This is a genomic window from Dyella sp. 05T440 (genome assembly GCF_056395965.1).
On sequence record NZ_JBFTKN010000002.1, the window covers coordinates 134271 to 152619 of the forward strand.

General features: G+C 65.8%; 17 protein-coding genes. 6 read left to right on the forward strand and 11 right to left on the reverse strand.

Annotated features, from left to right (window positions below; translation table 11 throughout):
• Nucleotides 1–61: 61 nt before the first annotated feature.
• The 5 genes from AC1DE1_RS02345 to AC1DE1_RS02365 all read right to left on the reverse strand — a co-directional run bounded on the left by AC1DE1_RS02345 (nt 62) and on the right by AC1DE1_RS02365 (nt 4221).
• Nucleotides 62–766, reverse strand: a complete 705-nt coding sequence (locus AC1DE1_RS02345) for a DUF4386 domain-containing protein (RefSeq protein ID WP_477178886.1) — start codon at nt 764–766, stop codon at nt 62–64.
• Between the two features lie 39 nt (nt 767–805).
• Complete coding sequence (locus AC1DE1_RS02350) at nt 806–1603, reverse strand: lysostaphin resistance A-like protein (protein ID WP_477175705.1); 798 nt, start codon at nt 1601–1603, stop codon at nt 806–808.
• 156 nt (nt 1604–1759) lie between these two features.
• Complete coding sequence (locus AC1DE1_RS02355; protein WP_477178887.1) at nt 1760–2533, reverse strand: tetratricopeptide repeat protein; 774 nt, start codon at nt 2531–2533, stop codon at nt 1760–1762.
• 88 nt (nt 2534–2621) lie between these two features.
• Entirely contained in the window at nt 2622–3215 is a 594-nt protein-coding gene (locus AC1DE1_RS02360) for an HAD family hydrolase (protein ID WP_477175707.1), read from the reverse strand.
• A gap of 67 nt (nt 3216–3282) precedes the next feature.
• Nucleotides 3283–4221, reverse strand: coding sequence for an AraC family transcriptional regulator (locus tag AC1DE1_RS02365; protein ID WP_477175708.1), 939 nt, complete (start codon nt 4219–4221; stop codon nt 3283–3285).
• Between the two features lie 174 nt (nt 4222–4395).
• On the opposite strand from AC1DE1_RS02365, the gene AC1DE1_RS02370 reads away from it, so the two are divergent.
• The gene (locus AC1DE1_RS02370) at nt 4396–5454 is read left to right on the forward strand and encodes an NAD(P)-dependent alcohol dehydrogenase (RefSeq protein WP_441603261.1); all 1059 of its coding nucleotides are present in this window, start codon (nt 4396–4398) and stop codon (nt 5452–5454) included.
• Nucleotides 5455–5505: 51 nt separating this feature from the next.
• Here AC1DE1_RS02370 and AC1DE1_RS02375 read toward each other — a convergent pair whose 3' ends face one another.
• Both AC1DE1_RS02375 and AC1DE1_RS02380 read right to left on the reverse strand, forming a co-directional pair.
• Complete coding sequence (locus tag AC1DE1_RS02375; protein WP_477175911.1) at nt 5506–7272, reverse strand: chloride channel protein; 1767 nt, start codon at nt 7270–7272, stop codon at nt 5506–5508.
• A gap of 173 nt (nt 7273–7445) precedes the next feature.
• Nucleotides 7446–8201 carry a YdcF family protein gene (locus AC1DE1_RS02380; protein WP_441603260.1) on the reverse strand — a complete coding sequence of 252 codons (756 nt, stop codon included), beginning with the start codon at nt 8199–8201 and terminating at the stop codon, nt 7446–7448.
• A gap of 144 nt (nt 8202–8345) precedes the next feature.
• On the opposite strand from AC1DE1_RS02380, the gene AC1DE1_RS02385 reads away from it, so the two are divergent.
• The 5 genes from AC1DE1_RS02385 (at nt 8346) to AC1DE1_RS02405 (ending at nt 13771) form a co-directional block, all read left to right on the forward strand.
• Nucleotides 8346–9779, forward strand: coding sequence for a lipase family protein (locus AC1DE1_RS02385; RefSeq protein ID WP_477175709.1), 1434 nt, complete (start codon nt 8346–8348; stop codon nt 9777–9779).
• Between the two features lie 146 nt (nt 9780–9925).
• Nucleotides 9926–10480 (forward strand): RNA polymerase sigma factor, encoded by a 555-nt coding sequence (locus AC1DE1_RS02390; protein ID WP_477175710.1) that lies wholly within the window; start codon nt 9926–9928, stop codon nt 10478–10480.
• On the forward strand, nt 10477–11343 hold the full coding sequence (locus AC1DE1_RS02395; RefSeq protein WP_477175711.1) for a hypothetical protein: 867 nt from the start codon (nt 10477–10479) through the stop codon (nt 11341–11343). Before AC1DE1_RS02390 ends, AC1DE1_RS02395 begins: the two co-directional genes overlap by 4 nt.
• Nucleotides 11336–11932 carry an IMPACT family protein gene (locus AC1DE1_RS02400; RefSeq protein ID WP_441603256.1) on the forward strand — a complete coding sequence of 199 codons (597 nt, stop codon included), beginning with the start codon at nt 11336–11338 and terminating at the stop codon, nt 11930–11932. The genes AC1DE1_RS02395 and AC1DE1_RS02400 overlap by 8 nt, the downstream gene beginning before the upstream one ends.
• A 69-nt stretch (nt 11933–12001) precedes the next feature.
• Nucleotides 12002–13771: an ABC transporter transmembrane domain-containing protein gene (locus AC1DE1_RS02405; protein ID WP_441603255.1), complete on the forward strand. Its 1770-nt coding sequence runs from the start codon at nt 12002–12004 to the stop codon at nt 13769–13771.
• A 4-nt stretch (nt 13772–13775) separates the two neighbouring features.
• Here AC1DE1_RS02405 and AC1DE1_RS02410 read toward each other — a convergent pair whose 3' ends face one another.
• The 4 genes from AC1DE1_RS02410 to AC1DE1_RS02425 all read right to left on the reverse strand — a co-directional run bounded on the left by AC1DE1_RS02410 (nt 13776) and on the right by AC1DE1_RS02425 (nt 18254).
• Nucleotides 13776–15140, reverse strand: coding sequence for an HdeD family acid-resistance protein (locus AC1DE1_RS02410; RefSeq protein ID WP_477175712.1), 1365 nt, complete (start codon nt 15138–15140; stop codon nt 13776–13778).
• A gap of 43 nt (nt 15141–15183) precedes the next feature.
• Nucleotides 15184–16362, reverse strand: coding sequence for an MFS transporter (locus tag AC1DE1_RS02415; protein WP_477175713.1), 1179 nt, complete (start codon nt 16360–16362; stop codon nt 15184–15186).
• Nucleotides 16363–16494: 132 nt separating this feature from the next.
• Nucleotides 16495–17229 (reverse strand): copper homeostasis protein CutC, encoded by a 735-nt coding sequence (locus tag AC1DE1_RS02420; protein WP_477175714.1) that lies wholly within the window; start codon nt 17227–17229, stop codon nt 16495–16497.
• Nucleotides 17229–18254: a glycosylasparaginase gene (locus AC1DE1_RS02425; protein ID WP_477175715.1), complete on the reverse strand. Its 1026-nt coding sequence runs from the start codon at nt 18252–18254 to the stop codon at nt 17229–17231. The genes AC1DE1_RS02420 and AC1DE1_RS02425 overlap by 1 nt, the downstream gene beginning before the upstream one ends.
• Between the last annotated feature and the right edge of the window lie 95 nt (nt 18255–18349).

An 18349-nucleotide genomic window follows, 5' to 3' on the forward strand; every position in this document is an offset into this window, starting at 1 on the left:
GCGGCACCGGGTGACCAGTGCCGTAAGACAGGGTCAAGACCTTGCGATGCGGGCCGACGCCTTAGGACGAAGGCACCGCGGCAATATCGCCGCGCGGCCGCGCGCCCATCACCACCATCCACAACACGAAGGCCAGCTCGCCCAGCTGGAGCGGGAAGGCCACGTTGGAGATAAGGTCTTCGTACGCCGGCAACACCACGCCGGTCACGCACAAAGCCAGATAGGCGAAGCCGTTGAGGATCAGCCAGTAACCCAGAAAGCGCGGCAGGAAGCGCGAGCGGATCACCAGCAGCGCCAGCGGGAACAGCCACAAGCCCCAGAACATCTCGGCACACGAAATCATCATGCCGTGCAGGCGCAGGAACAGCGCCGCGAGCGCCTCGCGCTGCGACGGCTCGAACGCCGTCAGGATCGGGCCGCCCTTGACCAGCAGCAGCGCCGCCGCATCATTGAGCACGTTGAAGAAATACAGCGGCGTATCCATGAAGCCCAGCACGAACATCAGCCCTGCCAAGGTTTTGTTGACGCCCTTGAACAGCTGGTAGAGCGTGAACGTCAGCAACAGGCTGATCACGCCGGTCAGCAGGTCGCCAAAGATGCCAAGCCGGAACAACAACTCGTGCGCCGCGATATTGCCGGCCGTCGCGGCCGGGTTGTCGTGGACAAAAAGCGTGTTCGGGATATAGATCAGCCGGAATGGCGCGGTGATCGTCAGTGCCAGGTAGATGAGACCGGCAATGCGCGCGTCACGCTTGAGCGTTGTCATTGGATGCATTCCCCAGAGATGCGTGACTCATCGTACCGATTATCGGGATGCAGAAACCGGCATCGATGTTGATGGCCCTGCCTGCACCTGCCGACGCCGCAGCATCCAGACCATCCCGATGGCCAGCAGCGCGCTAAAGACACGCAGGCCATTACCCAGCCAGCCGGTCGCGGCCGATGGCGCCACATCGAAGACATCCCACGCGGCATTGAGCGAGCAGTGGAAGATCACGCCGCACCACAGCGTGTAACCATCCATCGCGTCGAGCACCGCGAACACGATGCCGCCGACGAAGGTGATGGCGAAGACTTGCAAAGCCAGCTCACTGTCCTGCATGCCCACCCAATGCACCCAGCCAAACACCAGGGCCTGCACCAGCACGGCCGGCAGCATCCGCCACCCGAGGCCGCGACGTACGAAGATGAAGCCGAAGCCGCGAAACACCAGCTCCTCGGCCAGCGGAAACAACAAGGCCGTAAACAGGATGTCCCGCCAGTCGATGGTCGCCTGCAACGTGCCAGTGACCGCGCAACCGATCCAGAACGGCAGCGTGGCCAGCAGTACCAGCAGCGGCGCCTTCCATCCGTTCGAGTGCAGACCCAAGAGGCGCGGAACCGATGGCCCACTCCGCCGCGACCGCAAGGCCAGCAAAGCAACGAGCGCCAACAGTACCGCCAGCAGGTTGTCCATGCTGGAGCCGCCGAAGGACGACATGGGCAAGCCGGGAATGTTCAGGCCCACCATCAAAGCCAGGTCGCGCACGGACAGCGCAGCGAACAGCACCGCGATCACCACGACCGCCTTGGCCCAAACAACTGCGGGATGCGACGCCTGCATATGCCCTCCTGGCCGATGGGACGAACGCCCTACTCTCACTCCGGCCCGTGGTTCACCGCAAGAATGACCTTTGGGGCAGAGCGTCGCCCGCCCGTGCCCGGGAGATCGTCGAAGACTGGGCGATCGAACAACGTCTTTGATCCGAGAACCGTAGCCTCAGTGCGGTATGCCCTGATCCCGCTCCAGCTCACCCACGGTCACCGTGCCGTACCAGGCCGCATCGCGAATGCGAAAGTACTGCTTGGGGTCCCAGCGCCAGGCCACGTAAATATTCCCGCAACCCGTGATGGGCGCGCCGTCGATGGATTCAGCGCCGCAGGACGGCAGTGGCCCTGTGAGGTCGCCCAGGGAGGGGTTGGCCGCCGCAAACTGTGCCAGCGTCAGCGAGCTGACCTCGGGCGCACCGTAGCCAACCAACGATCCAGTCATCCCGGTCCTGGCCTCGCGCAACGCCCGCTCCATGCGCGGTTTCGCCACCGCATCGCCGTACTCGCCGGACAGTTGATCCAACAGCACGCTTCCTTGTTGACGCTGACTGGCGTCCAGCTGATTCCATACGGCAGCGCGGGTGGCTACGTAGCGCGGAAATTTCCGCTCCGCGGCCAGCGCCAGCCACGCATACGCGGTGACAGGATCCTTGGCGACACCCTCGCCGTGCAAATACATCAAGCCGATGCTGAGCTGAGACAGCTTGTCGGCATAGCGCGCGCCAATCTCGAAATATTTCATCGCCTTGGCGTAGTTGCCGCTTGCATAGGCGCGCATCCCGACAAATTCGCCATACTGATCGGGGTGCCCCCAGGTGGACGTGCGGTCCATGGCGGCCAGGACTTTCTGCGACGCCTTGTCGTCCATGGATGCCGCATGGCTCGTAACCAGAGAAAGCGGAAGAACCGCGACGACCAGGATACCGATCCATTGCGTCTTCATGAGTGCCTCCGAGGGTGTCCAGAGCTCTCTCGTGCATTTCATGACCAGACCCATTCACGCCATGTGAAGAGCCGGCGCCAGCCATCGATCAGCTCACTTCCTGCCACTGAAAATAGCGACGGTGGGCGATGCTAAGCAGATGCTGATCCTCCGGCGTATCGCCGTAGGCATAGACCACCGGATAAGCGGCCAGGTCATAGGCGGCGCGGACGCGGCGCGCTTTTTCCGCGTTCACGCATTGTTCGCCGCGGTAGCGACCGGTCAGCTGGCCGTCGCGCGCCTCAAGCTGGGAGCACAGCAGTTCCAGCTCATGCGTGCGGCACCAATGGGACATATAGACGTCCAGCGCACCGGATACCACGACGACGCGATCGCCCTGCGCCTTATGCCACTGGATGCGCTCCAGCGCCTGCGGACGCAGCACGCCCGGCAATACATCGCGTGCAAATTGCTCGCCGCGTGCATAGGCACGCGTTTCCGCCACGCCACGAAAACCCAGCTGCACTGCACTGCGCCGCATGAGATTGGGCGACACCCAGCCAAGCTTGTAGCCAGCCACCATCGGGGCAAGCAGCGCGCCGCCAAGGGCGCGTCGGCGCGGCGACACGGCAAATTCGATGAAGGGCCGGAACATCTCTCGCGTGGTGATGGTTCCGTCGAAATCGAACAAAGCGAGATTCATGGCATTCCCTGGCCCTGATGTCAGCGCGGCGCATGCTCGGTGCGCGCCGCGCGGGCGTCAAGTGCCCTCAGGCGACCGACTCGGCGTCGGTCGGACGCAGGCGCGCCACGTCGCGCAAGGGCGGCGCGCCGAACTGGCGACTGTATTCGCGACTGAACTGCGAGGGACTTTCATAGCCCACCTGATGCGCCGCCGTGGCGACATCGCACTGGCTGGCCAGCAGCAGGCGACGGGCTTCGTGCAAACGCAGCTGCTTCTGATACTGCAGCGGACTCATCGCGGTAATGGCGCGAAAATGGTGATGCAGCGAGGAGGTGCTCATGTTCACCCGCATCGCCAGCTCATCGATGCGCAAGGGCTCGTCGTAGTGCTGCCGCAGCCAGTCGATGGCGCGCGACACCTGATGACCCTGGCTGCCGGACGTGGCGATCTGCGCCAGCAACGCACCCTGCTCGCCCGTCAACAATCGGTACAGCAGTTCGCGCTCGATCAAGGGACCCAATACCTCGAGGTCGCGCGGCGTATCGAGCAGGCGAACCAGGCGCAGCAGCGGATCGAGCAGCCCGCCATCGAGCGGACTCATCGAAAGACCGGGCGCAGACGCGACGGCACTGCGGCGCAACTGCACGCCGGGCAGCAGCTCGCGGATGCACTGCAGATCCAGGCGAAAGGTCAGGCACAGGCACGGCGCATCGTCCGATGCCCGGACCACCTGCGAGGACACCGGCACATCCACCGCGTTGACCATGTAGTTGGCCGGCTCATGCAGGAACGTTTGCTGGCCGAGCAGGATCTGCTTCGCCCCCTGCAGCGCAAGGCCCAGACCCGGGCCGTACATGGCGCAGGTCGGCACGCCAACCGAGTTGGCGCGAAACAGCGTCAGGGCTGGCCAAACCGTGGTGTGCAAGCCATCAGCCGCCGCCAATCGTTCAACGATGGCTGTCAATTCCTCGCGATCTTGCGCCAGTCGCGCCGAAGAGCCGGGAATGGAAGGTTTTTCATTCATGGACTTAGGCTCCATTTCTGCAGGACGAGATTGCCTGTTCCTCCGCCATATGGCGAGCCCCTGGGCCACGACCTTGCAGGATCAGGCAATCATCTCGCAGGAATCGGCTACCCGGGCCATACACCGGGCGCCCATACTCCTCGCCTTGCTGTCCCGTCCCCAAGGAGTCATGCCATGACGCTTTCCATCCGCGGCTACGCCGCCCAGTCCGCCACCACGCCGCTGGCCGCTCACCAGTTCGAACGCCGCGATCCGCGCGCGAACGATGTGGTGATCGACATCCTGTATTGCGGCGTTTGCCACTCGGATATCCATCAGGCGCGCGACGAATGGGGCGGCAGCCTCTACCCGATGGTGCCCGGCCACGAGATCGTGGGCCGCGTCAGCTCCGTCGGCCCCGAGGTCACCAAGTTCAAGGTGGGCGACACGGTGGGCGTGGGCTGCATGGTCGACTCCTGCCAGCACTGCGCCTCGTGCAACGCCGGCCTCGAGCAGTACTGTGTGGAAGGCGCCACCTGGACCTATAACGGCATCGATCGCCACGACAAGATGCCCACCTTCGGCGGCTACTCCGAGCGCATCGTGGTGTCGGACAAGTTCGTGGTGTCGATCTCCGACAAGCTGGACCTGAAGGCTGCCGCGCCGCTGCTGTGCGCCGGCATCACCACCTGGTCGCCGCTGCGTCACTGGAATATCGGCAAGGGCAGCAAGATCGCCGTGATCGGCCTGGGCGGCCTGGGCCACATGGGCCTGAAGTTCGCCAAGGCGATGGGTGCCGACGTCACCTTGTTCACCCGCTCGCCGGGCAAGGAAGCGGAAGCACGCCGCCTGGGCGCCGACCATGTGGTGTTGTCCACCGACGAGAAGCAGATGGCCGCCGTGTCGCGCCAGTTCGAGTTCATCCTCGACACGGTGCCCAACCCGCACGATCTCAACCCGTACCTGGCCACGCTCGCCGTCAATGGCGTGATCTGCCTGGTCGGCCAGCTGCAGCCGCTCGATCCTCCGGTGAACGCTGCGCAGGTGCTGCTGGGTCGCCGCTCGATCTCGGGTTCGGCCATCGGCGGCATCGCCGAAACGCAGGAAATGCTCGACTTCTGCGCCGAGCACAACATCGTCAGCGACATTGAAGTGATCGACATCAAGAACATCAACGCCGCCTACGAGCGCGTCATCACCAGCGACGTGCGCTATCGCTTCGTGATCGACATGGCTTCGCTCAAGGCTGCCTGATGTACTGACCCGGGCAGCACAAGCCGCCCGGATGCCCCGCAAAACCGGCCCTTACACGGCCGGTTTTGTTTTTCCGCCGAGATGACGGCTGGCCTCATGCGCTTCACGCAGTCGTTGCGCATGCGCGTTGAGCAGATCGCCGCGGGTGATGATGCCCACCATCCGGCGTCCCTGGCGATCCATCACCACCAGGCGGCCGACGTCGGCCTCCACCATATGATCGGCGGCTTCGCGCAGCGTGTGGTCTTCGCGCACCACGAGAGGCGGACGATGCAGCAGCGAACGCACTTGCGCATCCAGCGGCGAGCCGGCGCGCAGCAGATCGCGGCGGGTCACCACGCCCAGCAAGCGGCCCTGCTCTTCCACCACCGGAAAGCCCTGATGTTTGGCCGGTGCATGTTCCGTCGACAGCCATGCCTGCACCTCGCCAATCGTCTCGCTGGCGCGCAGGCTCACGACGTCTCGGCTGCATGCTTCGCCAACAGCAAGGCGCTCCAGGTAATCGGCCGTGTACTCGTCCGGCACGCGCACACCGCGACGGACGATCTTCTCGGTCATGATGGTGTTGCGCATCAACAAACCCGAAACCAGGTATGCCGCCGCGCAGGCGCCGAGCAAGGGCAGCAGGCCGTGCGGCTGCTGGGTCGTCTCGAACGCAAAAACGACCGAGGTGAGAAAAGCGCGCGACGCCCCTGCGAAAATCGCGGCCATGCACACCAGCGCCGCCACCCGCGGATCCACCTGCAACCATGGCAGCCAGTTCACGCACAGCAGGCCGAACACACCGCCCATCGCACTGCCAATGGTGAACAGCGGGGCGAGCGTGCCGCCCGAGGTGCCACTGCCCAGCGCCACCGACCAGGACAGCAGCTTCATCAGACACAGCGCGAGCATGCCGGCGAAACCGACCTGCCCGGCAATCAGCGCCGCGATATTGCCGTAGCCCACACCCAGCGTGGCCGGCATGAAGTAACCCACCACGCCCACCACCACGCCACCGATGGCCGGCCACCACATCCAGTGAATCGGCAGTTTCTCGAAGCCGTCTTCAATGGCGTAGGTGAGCTTGGTGATGCCGACGCTGACCACGCCCGTGACGATGCCCATGACGATGTAGGCCACCACGGCGCTGAGTGCCGGCGTGGCGATGGCGGGCATCGGGAACATCGGTTCATTGCCTTCCAGCAGGTAGCGAACTGCTGTGCCCATCACCGCCGCCAGCGCCACCGGAATCAGCGAACGGGCGCGACGTTCGAACAACAGCAATTCGATCGCCAGCAACACGGACGAGATCGGCGCGGAGAACACCGCGGCCATGCCTGCTGCGGCGCCGGCCGCCAATAGTGTCTTGCGCTCGTCCGCCGTGACGCGCAACAGCTGGCCGATCAATGACCCCAATGCACCGCCGGTGGCGATGATCGGTCCTTCGGCGCCGAACGGACCACCGGTGCCGATGGCAATGGCGGACGACACCGGTTTCAGCCAGGTGATGCGCGGCGGAATCCGGCTTTCATTGAGCAACACCTGCTCCATCGCCTCGGGAATGCCGTGACCACGAATGGCACGCGAACCCCAGCGCGCCATCGCGCCGACGATCAGGCCGCCGACCACCGGCACCGCAATCACCCACAGGCCCAGATGATTGCCTGCCGGGCTGCTGAATTCCGTGCTGAGGCGTCCGTAAAATGCGAGATTGGTGACTAGTCCAATCAACCCAGTCAGCAACCGCGCCACCAGCGCCACCGCCGAACCCAGCAGCATGGCGAGCAAACAGATCCACAGCACGCGCCGCTCCAGCGGACGAAAATGGCGCGGCATATGCGCCGCGGTCAGCGTCGGATCCAGCGAAGGGGCAAGCGGAAGCGCCGCACGCGAGTGCGGATCGGTGGGCAGTTCGGAGGGCATGGAAGCGACCGGCGTGGGTAAGCCGCGCAAGGTTACGCGGATACGCGCTCAGTAGCTGGCTGGAAAATGAACGGCTATCGGGCGCCTCAGGCACCCAGCGGCGGCGCCTTCGGGGCATTCCAGCCCAGCACGTTGTAGACCCGGTAACGCAGGATGCCCAGGTACTCGTGCAGCGAGGCATCCATCAGCATGAAGTTCCACGAGTCGGGCGCCAGTTCCCTGCGCGCATTGACCCAGTCGCCGGCCACCGGCTGCGGCACGATGCCGAAGTGCGCGAAGTACAACAGCGATCGACGCAGGTGAATGCCAGAGGTCACCAGCACGATGTGCTGCGGCGCGTATTCGGCGAGGATCGGACGGCTGAACTGCGCGTTCTGCCACGTGCTCATGCTGCGAGATTCAATCGACAAATCCGCCGCGGGAATGCCGAGCGCGCGAAGTGCCCGGCCATACACCACCGCCTCGGCCTCGCCGTGGTCTTGCGAATCGCCACCGCTCACCACCAGGCGGCACTCCTTGCCGGCGGATTTGCACGCGCTATAAAGCTGGGCGGCACGCAACAGGCGACCATTGACGAAATAGGAAGGTTGCAACGGATGGCCTTCGTCCACCGCCGTGCCCGCGCCAAGCACCACGATGGCATTGCGCGGCGTCCACGCAATCGCCGGATCGACTTCGTATGGCGCTTGCAGCCCGTCGGAAAGCCAGCGTGGCAGTGCGCCGCAACCGATGCCGAAGAACAGCAGCAGGCTCGCGATCAACAGCGCGCGCGCGGTCTTGCGCCAGCGCAGGCGATACAGCCACACGATCAACAGCAGCAGCACGAACAGAACGGCCAGCATGCGGATTCCCCGCTCCATGGAAAGGCATGGCATCTTAGGGCCTTACGCTATGGCGAGGCGATAGCGCAGGGTCGATCGACCTGTCGCCTGGGAACACGCCAGCATGCTGGCGAGCGGACAATGTGACACCGCAGGGACCGGTACATGACCACACTCGTTTTCGTGCACGGCTGGAGCGTCACCAATACTTCAACCTATGGTTTGCTGCCACAGCGTCTCCAGGCGCAGGCCGCATCCGCAGGCATCGCATTGGCGGTGGCCGACATCTGGCTATCGGAATACGTGAGTTTCGACGACGTGGTCACCATGGCCGACGTCGTGCGTGGATTTGATCACGCCCTGCGCGACCTGCATCTGCAGGACGCCAGTTTCGTTTGCATCACCCACTCCACCGGCGGCCCCGTCGTGCGCGAATGGCTGCGTGCGCAGCGCGAGCGACCGCACGCCTTCAGCACCATCCGCCTCACCCACCTGATGATGCTCGCGCCGGCGAATTTCGGCTCCGCCCTCGCCCAACTCGGCAAAGGCGTGCTGAGCCGCCTGCGCGCCTGGGCCGGTGGCGTGGAACCCGGGCAACGCATACTCGACTGGCTGGAACTGGGCAGCAGCGAATCGCTGTCGCTCAACCTCGATCATATCCACGGCGATGATGCGGCCGAGCGCGGCCAGTTCCTCTTCGTGCTCACCGGCGACCGACCTGATCGATCGCTCTACGACCATATCAACAGCTATACCGGCGAAGACGGATCGGACGGCGTCGTACGCATCGCGGCCGCCAATCTCAATGCGCGCCATGCCGTGCTCGCGCGCCAGGGCAGCAGCAACGACGCAACGCTGGCCATCAACGCCACGGTCGCGCCGCGCACCGCGTTCAAGCTGATCCCGGGCGCAGCGCACTCCGGCCTCGGGCAAGGCGTGATGGCCGCCGCGCCGCAAGCGACGGTGGACGCGCTGCTCCGCTGCCTGCAGGTGCGCGACGTGGCCGGCTACCACCAACTGTGCGACGCCTTCGATGCGGAAAATGCACAGCGCGACGCCGAGCGGGTGGAAAAGGAGCCCGTAGGTCCGTTCTCGCCCCGCGTCCATATCCACGATCCACGCAGCATGCTGGTGGTTCGCCTCACCGACGAGGCGGGTGAGCCGCTGCTTGGCGCACGCTGGCTGTTCGAGGCCGGCCTGCCGCCGAACCCCGACTGGATGCCACAGGGTTTCATGCTCGACCGCCAGGCGAACAGCCGGCAGGGACACGTGATCACCTTCTTCCTCAACCATGGCCTGCTCGCCGGCACCAGCCGCGTCGCCGACCCGGACAACAGCCGGCGCACCTTGCGTGCCGCCATGAGCGGGCATCGGCCCTATAGCGCGACGATCGAACCGGCTGATCTGGACGGACTCGTGCATCACGCCATCGCCAGCTCGGCCTCCAGCGACGACCTGTTCCTGATCCTCGCCCCGCACCAGACCACCGTGCTCGATGTGGTGCTGCCACGCCACGTGCGCGAAGGCGTGTTCCGGCTCACCCAGAAAAGCGGGCCTGAGGATTTCTCGCACCCTGTAGCAGGTGACGTCATCCCCTGACCTCCGTGCACGGCCAAACCCCAAGTGGCGATGGCCTGCGTTACATGGGAATGCAGCCACCTTTCCTGAACCCGACACTTCAATGGACGCCTGCCACTGACCCGCCTGCTTACCCCAAGCCCCGGTTTGGCTTAACCTCGCCGCCCATGGATGCCCCTGTGGACGACGATGCGACGCTGATGCTTGCCTATGCCAGGGGCGAGGCTGCGGCGTTCAATGCGCTCTACGCCCGGCACCGGGCCGCGCTCTATCGATTCCTGCTGCGCGCGGCGCGCGATCCCCAGCTGGCCGAGGAGCTTTTCCAGGAGACCTGGAGTCGCGTGGTGGCCGCGCGCGCGCGCTATGTGCCGCAAGCCAAATTCACCACCTGGCTACTGCAGATCGCGCATAACTTGTTGATCGACAGCTACCGCCGCAAGCGCCCGCTCGCCACCGGCGAGGAAGCCGAGCGGGTATTCGAAGTAACCGCGTCACCGGAACGCGAACAACCCGAGCACCTGCTGTCGGAGTTCGAACGTCGCCGGCGTTTGCAGTTGGCGATCGAGCAACTGCCCGATGAGCAGCGCACCGCGGTGCTGCTGCGCCTGGAAAACGAACTGAGCGTGGAGGAGATTGCCGAAGTCACCGGCGTGGGACGCGAGACTGCCAAGTCGCGCCTGCGCTATGCCATGAACCGTTTGCGCGAACAGTTGGCCGAATGAATACGCACGACCACGACAACGACGCGCTGCCCGGCGAAGACGAGCTCAAGTCGCTCTATCGCAGCCTGCCGCGCAAGGAACCATCGCCCGCCCTCGATGGCGCGATCCAGCGCGCGGCGGCCGACGCCGTGCGCGCCGACAAGCGCAGCGGTGTGACGCGCTGGCCGGTAGCCGTTGCCAGTGTGGCCGTCCTGGTCGTGGCTGCCGGGCTGGGCTGGCGCATGGTGCAACAACCCGCGAACGTGCCGCAGGGCCCTGCTTCGCGCACTGTTGCCGTCAGCGCGGCGCCCGCATCCGAACCGGCGCAGGTGGCGTCCAGTCAAAGCGACGCGCAGGTCGTCAACGCCCCTGCCGCACCCTTGGCGGCTGCAGCTCCGGCGACGCGCATCGCGGCGCCGACGGCAGCGAAGCGGGAAAACATCCGTTCCGCCATGAAGCCGAAAGTGGTGGCGCCGGTCGTCGCGACTGCGCAACCACCCACCTCCGAGACGGAAGCGGCACCGCTGGCAGCCATCAACGAGGACCGCATGGCGGCGGCGCCGCCGCCGGCAGCACCTGCGCCCGTCGCGCAAGCCGCCCCATCCGCTTATGCACCGCAGGCTGCGATGCGGGCCACGGCCGCCTCCGGCGCGCTCAGCCAGCGCGCAACGGCGATGAAGGACATGTCTGCCCCCGCCGTTTCGCCGGACAGTACGGCAGCCAACGCGGCCGATACGCCAGCCCAAGAGCTGGAGAAGATCCGCCAGCTGTTCGCCCTGCATCGCCACGATGAAGGCGTGCAGCGGCTGACCACCTTCCAGCAGACACATCCGGACGTGCCCTTGCCCGACGACCTGCGAGCGCAACTGCCCGACCATGAGTGATCCGCTGCATACCCTGGCCGCTGCCTGCCAGCACAGCGAGGACATCAAGAAGAGTCGGTTCCTGGCCCAGGCGGCACCCGTACAGACGCCCGAACAGGCGCTGGCCTTCGTACGCCAGGTGAGCGATCCGGCAGCGACGCACAACTGCTGGGCCTACCGCATCGGCCAGGACTATCGCTTCAACGATGACGGCGAACCGGGCGGCACCGCGGGACGCCCGATGCTTCAAGCCATCGAAGGCCAGGGTATCGATCGCGCCGTGGTGGTCGTCACGCGTTGGTATGGCGGCATCAAGCTGGGCGCCGGCGGACTCGTGCGCGCCTACGGTGGCACGGCTGCGGAGTGCCTGCGTCGCGCCGATCGCGTTCCCCTGGTTGCCATGGCGCGACTGGGCCTGCGTTGCGACTTCGCCGAACTGGCCTTGCTCAAGGCCCGCCTGCGCGAGTTCGACGCCGAGATCGTGCAGGAAAGCTTCGATGCGCAAGGGGTCGCGCTGGAGATCCAGCTGCCCGACAGGCATGCCGACGAGGCACAGGCGCTGGTCAACGACCTCAGCCGAGGCCGTCACCGTGCACGCCGCCTGGATTGAATCAGGCGCGAGTCGCCCCACCTTCAAACAGATGCGCCAGCCCGGCGCGGATGCCGACGACGAGAACTCATGAGCGAAACCGCCGACACTCAGCGCCCTGCACGTCGCATTGGCACCCTGATGCAGCTGTGGCCGTTCGTGCGACCCCATCGCGCGCTGGCCGGCGGGTGGCTGGTGTTTCTGGCGATCTCCTCGAGCGCCACGCTGGTGTTGCCGATGGCCGTGCGGCACATGATCGACCAGGGCTTTGGCCATTCCAGCCTCGCCACCATCAATGCCACCTTCCTGGGCTTGTTTGGCGTGGCCCTGGTGTTGGCGTTTGCCACGGCGGCGCGCTACTACTGCATCGCCTTGCTGGGCGAGCGTTCGCTGGCATCGCTGCGCTCTCAACTTTATGCGCATGTGATCCGCCTCGATGTGGGCTTTTTCGAGCGCAGCCGCGTGGGCGAACTTATCTCGCGCCTTGGCACCGACACCGAAGTCATCCAGGCGCTGATCGGCTCGGGCATCTCCGTGGCGCTGCGCAGCGCCGTGATGCTGCTGGGCGCCACAGCCATGATGGTCTGGACCAGCCCCCGACTGGCCGGCCTCACCGCGCTGGTGATTCCCGCCGTGATGCTGCCCATCCTGGTCTTCGGTCGCCGCGTGCAGAAGCTGTCACGCGCCAGCCAGGATCGGCTTGCCGATGCCGCGGCAGTGGCCAATGAAACGCTCAACGCCGCGCCAGCGGTCAAGGCGTATGCGCGCGAGGATATCGAAAGTGCGCGTTACGGCGGCGCCATCGCCCGCGCGCTCGCCACCGCCCGGCAACGCATCGGCATGCGATCGATCCTCACGGCGACCGTCATCGTGCTGTTCTTCGGCGCCATCGCGCTGGTGCTGTGGGCCGGCGCGCGTGATGTGCTGGCCGGCACGCTCGATGTCGGCGTGCTCGCGCAGTTCGTGATCTACGCGTTTCTCGCGGCCGGTTCGCTCGCCGGGCTTTCCGAGGTATGGGGCGACGTGCTGCGTGCGGCAGGCGCGATGGAACGCATTGGCGAACTATTCGAAGAGCGCGCAGAGATCACCAGCCCCGCGCAACCCACGTTCCTGCCTCGTCCGATGGAAGGCGCCTTGCGCTTCGAACACATCCAGTTCCATTACCCGTCCCGACCCGACGCACCTGCGCTACACGACTTCGACCTGAGCATTCGCCCCGGTGAGACCGTGGCGCTGGTTGGGCCTTCCGGAGCGGGCAAGAGCACGGTGTTCGCCTTGCTGCTGCGCTTCTACGATCCGCAGAGCGGACGCATCACACTCGATGGCATCGATCTGCGCGCACTCGCCCTGCCCGAACTGCGCGGCGCCATCGCACTGGTGCCGCAGGAAACGGTGATCTTCGGCGGCAGCGCGGCCGAGAATATCCGCTTCGGTCGCCAGGATGCCGACGATGAGGAAGTGCGCGATGCCGCCCGCGCTGCCGAAGCGCACGACTTCATCATGGCGATGGGCAAGGGCTACGGCGAGGAACTCGGCGAGCGCGGCGTACGCCTGTCCGGCGGCCAACGCCAGCGCATCGCGATCGCCCGCGCCATCCTGCGCGACGCACCGCTGCTCCTGCTGGACGAAGCCACCTCCGCGCTCGATGCCCAATCCGAAGCCGCCATCCAGCAGGCGCTGGAGCGTCTCGAAAAAGGCCGCACCACCCTCGTCATCGCCCACCGCCTCGCTACCGTGCAACGCGCCGATCGCATCGTGGTGATGGACGGCGGCCGCATCGTGGCCCAGGGCACGCATCAAAGCCTGCTGGCCGAAGGCGGTCTCTACGCGGAACTGGCGAGGCTGCAGTTCACTGCCTGAGGCATCACTCGATCGAGCGCTTTCGCTCAGCGTGAATGCTCGTTTTGTCACCTAATGACGCGGCGCTCATCGGCTCACCGCGACGGATCATCCGCGCGTAACGCCAGAAGCGTTTGATTGACGCGATCAACGTGTACCACCCCAGCGGCGTGGGATGGATGGCGGCCTTGAGTGCGCGGGCGTAATCAAGCACGAATCCCGGGGTCCAGGCCATAGCCTCGGCGCGCTTGCGCAATTGGGCGGCGACCCAGAGTTCCGGATTGACCATGGTTCGAAGGAAGCCGCGTTTTGCCGACGATCCTTCCAGCGCGGCCTCCAGACAATGCGCCACCGTGCTGCTGCAATTGCGGCTGGTCAGGTTGTACGTGGCGTCTTCGCGGTAGCGCTTCCAGAACGCCAGCAGGCGTTGGCGGTCGTAGCGATCAAAACGCACTTCCGCGTTCGATTCGCACCAGCCGGCGGATTCCTGCGCATAGCTGGGCTGGAATTTTCCGGGCACGTCGTTGATCGCAGTGGCGCGCAGCATGCGGGTGAAATCGCCGCTGGAGCGATCGATTTCGACAGCCGGATAATGACTGACGTACACATCGGGCGGGCACCCCAGCGCCGCGTGCCCCGTGGAAATCACGCCCTTCGCGTCCACCGCAGCGATATAGCGATCCACCAGTGGCTGTGGCACGGCGTCGTCGACGGAGCCCGTCGGCGTCCACACGTAAACGACCAGGTCGCCCGCGACCTCATCCAGCAGTTCGGGCGTGAAGCCCGCATCGGCAACCGGCATGTCACGCATCAACAGCCACGAAAGCACGGCATGATCGGGCAGTTTCTTCAGTCGCCAGGCCTGCCTGAACATGCCGCAGCCGGAGAGGAATAGGCCCATGCCGATGCAGTACGGCACCGTGCCCGCGTAGAACGTCGGATACGGCTCGACCATGAAAACGGCAAAGCCCACCTCGAGCAGACCGGTGAGCAACGACAGCCGCCAACCGCGAAAGCGCACCACCAGCGCCGCTGCGATCCGGAAGATGCCATCGAGCAGGAAAGCGAGACCGAAGGCCATCGCCAGGATCACGCTCGCCGCATGATGCGGGTCGACGATCAACAAGCCGAGGATCAGGAACACTACGCCGCGCGCCTTGCGCAGTGCAGCCGAGGTACCGGGCCGGGGCGAGGACACTGCCAGCGTGACCACGGCCTCGACCACCAGCAGATAGCCGAACACGTGCACCGGGAAATACAGCACGTTGTCCAGCGCATCGATAAAGATCGCCACGCCCAGCGCCGCCCAGGCGATGCCCCCGATGGCCAGAATCAGCCAGCGCCGCCGGATGAAATCGCTGCCCAATAGAAGCAAGCCCAACTGCACCATGTGACGACTCCATCGTTCGAACCACGTGCGGACGCGGCGCCCCTCAGGTTTCGCTGCGCGACCTCGCAAGGAACACCGCAAACCCCGCGCAACCCAGCGCAATGATGCCCGGCAAGCCGAACAGCGCATTCACGCCCATCGCTACGCCCGCGAGTGTCGGTCCCACCAGCGCGCCCAGGCCCCATGCCAGCCCCATCACGGCATAGACGCCCACCAGATCGTTGCCCTGGAAGCGACTGCCTACCATCGCCAGCATCACGGTGTAGATGCCCACGAACAGTCCACCCCACACGAACACCACGGCGAACGCCAGCCATGTCTCGCGCAACGCGAACGGCCAGAACAACGCCGTCAGCGCGGAAATCGCAGCCAATGCCAGCACCAGGCGCCGCTTATCGACCTTGTCGGCCAGCCAGCCAATGGGCAGCTGCAACACGATGGCGCCGAACATCAACACCGAGATCAGCTGCATGGCACGCGCCTGTGTCCAGCCCAGCTGCGTGGCATACAACGAGATGAAGGAAAGTCCGGCAGTCTCTACCCCTGCATTGAGCACCGTGGTGGCCAAGGCAATCGGCGCCAGGCGCATATAGCGGAGGGGCTGCGCGCGCTCGGGCACACTGCGCCGGGGCGCCACCACCCAGGGCGGCAGGATGAACGCCACCGCCGCCAGCGCGATGGCCGCACCGGCGAGATATGCACCCGCATCCACGCCCAGCACCGACAGCAAGGCCGGCCCCAGCACCATGCCCAGCGACAGTGCGGCGGTATAGACGGCCATGGTGCGACCGCGTGCCTGCTCGGTGCTGAGCACGTTGGTCCAGGTTTCCGACATTACGAATAGGACTTCGGCAGCCATGCCGAGCACCACGCGCATCGGAAACCACCACGCCACGTCAGTGACTCGTGCGAACGCAGCCAGCACGACGGCCGTGACCACCAGGGCCGCCACGGCCAGTGTCCGCGCGCCGAAGCGTGCGGCGAGGGTCGGCATCACGGGCGCGATCAGCAACACGCCCAGCGCATGCATGGCCGCGTTGAGGCCGATGTAACTGCCGGAGTGCCCGCTCGCCGCCAGGCTCATGGCGATCAGCGGGGCGGAGAGGCTATAGCTCAGGCCGAAGATGGTGGCGGCCACGATGACAGCCGCGGTGGACAGCAAACGGGGCCAGCGGCCCAGGACGAGCGTCGCCGAGACGGCAGTCTCCTGCGGCGCACTCATGGCCGCACGCCCAGCGCCGGGGCCGGCGCCGCTCGAACACCTCGCCTGCTCCGCTCATCCATGCCGTGGACTCTCTGGAGGAAGGGTGACGCGGTTCGAGCTTAAGGCGCCATCGGTCTGAATGACAGCAAATCAGGCCTTCGAGTGGAGCGCAGCAACCAGGGCGTGCACTTCATCCACGTCGCTGCGGACCTCGCCAGCGGCCATATCGGTCAAGGCCGGATTGCTCCAACGCATGCCCGACGGCAGCACGCCCTTGGCCGAAGCGTGGAGTTCCGATGCGCCGGTCGCCTTGGCAAGCTCAGCGATATTGGCGGCCCGGACACCTGCACCCGGCATCACCACGATGCGGCCGGCCGCCTGGTCGATCAGCTGGCGAAGCGTATCGGCCCCGTCGATGGCCGCTATCGCACCGCCGGAAGTGAGCACGCGCTCCGCCCCCAAGGCCACGACATCCTCCAGCGCCCGAGGCAGATCACACGTCATGTCGAACGCGCGGTGGAAGGTCACGCCCATGCCGCCCGCCGCCGAAAGCAGCGGCTTGCAGCGCGCCACATCGATGCGCGCCTCGGCATCGAGCACGCCGAACACCACGCCATCGCAACCCAGCGAAAGGCAGGTCTCGATGTCGTGCTGCATCACGTCCAGCTCGTCATCGTTGTAGAGAAAGTCGCCGGCACGCGGACGTATCAGCACGTACAGCGGGATGCTCAGGCGCTCGCGCACCTGGGCGATCTGCGCCATCGATGGAGTGAGCCCGCCCAGCTCCAGGCCCGTGCACAACTCCACCCGGTCCGCACCGCCCGCCTGCGCGGCCAGCGCAGAGGCCAGCGAATTGGCAGCGACTTCGAGCAGGCGTCGTGCCATCAGTACACGCTCTTGGACGGCACCAACCCATCCTGTTTGGTCGCGTCGCATACGGCATACGAGAAGCCGGACTGGATCGCGAACGCGCCCACTTCGCCGTGCTTGTTCATGGCAAGAAATCCGACCTGCAGGTCCTTCGACGCCGCGGGCCGGCGCTTGACGATGCGCATCACCGCCTCGCGGCAGGCGTCCTGCGGCGAGCGGCCATGACGCATCAGCTCCACCACCAGGAAGCTGCCCACGTTGCGGATCACTTCCTCGCCCACGCCGGTCGAGGTGGCCGCGCCGACATCGCCATCCACGTACAGGCCTGCCCCGATGATGGGACTGTCGCCCACGCGCCCGCGCATCTTCCACGCCATGCCGCTGGTGGTGCAGGCACCGGCCAGGCGGCCGTTGGCATCGATGGCCAGCATGCCGATGGTGTCATGGTTGCCCTTGCCGCCGGGCATGCCGGTCTTGCCGTAGTCGCGCACTTCGCTATTGGCCGAGGGTTGGTAGTGGGCCGTCTTCAGCCACTCCTTCCACGCCGCCTCGGACTCGGGGGTCAACAGTTCTTCCCTCTTGAAGCCCTGCTCCAGCGCGAATTGCAACGCGCCGTCGCCGACCAGCAAGACATGCGGCGTGCGCTCCATGACACGGCGCGCCACCTGGATCGGATGGGCGATGTGTTCCAGCGCCGCCACCGCACCGCAACTGCCGTCGGCGTCCATGATGCTGGCGTCGAGGGAGACGTGGCCGTCGCGATCCGGATAGCCGGCGCGGCCTACGCTGTGATTCTTCAGATCCGCTTCCGGGATCATCACGCCCGCCTCGACGGCGTCCAGCGACCCACCGCCCTTCGACAACACGCCCCACGCGGCCTGGTTGGCGGCCACGCCGAAGTCCCAGGTCGAGATCACGCGCGCACCCGTGCTGCCCTTGCTCGTCCCACTGGCGCCGGCCAGCGCATGCGCGCCACCCGCCAGTGCCACCGCGGAGGCCCCCAGCACGGAGGCCTTCAGAAACCCTCTACGATCCGTCATCACCCCTCCACTCCAACCACTCCACACAAAAAAAGAAAGCCCCGCGCCTTGCGACGCGGGGCTTCCTCACAACGATGACCGGCGCTGGCGCCGGT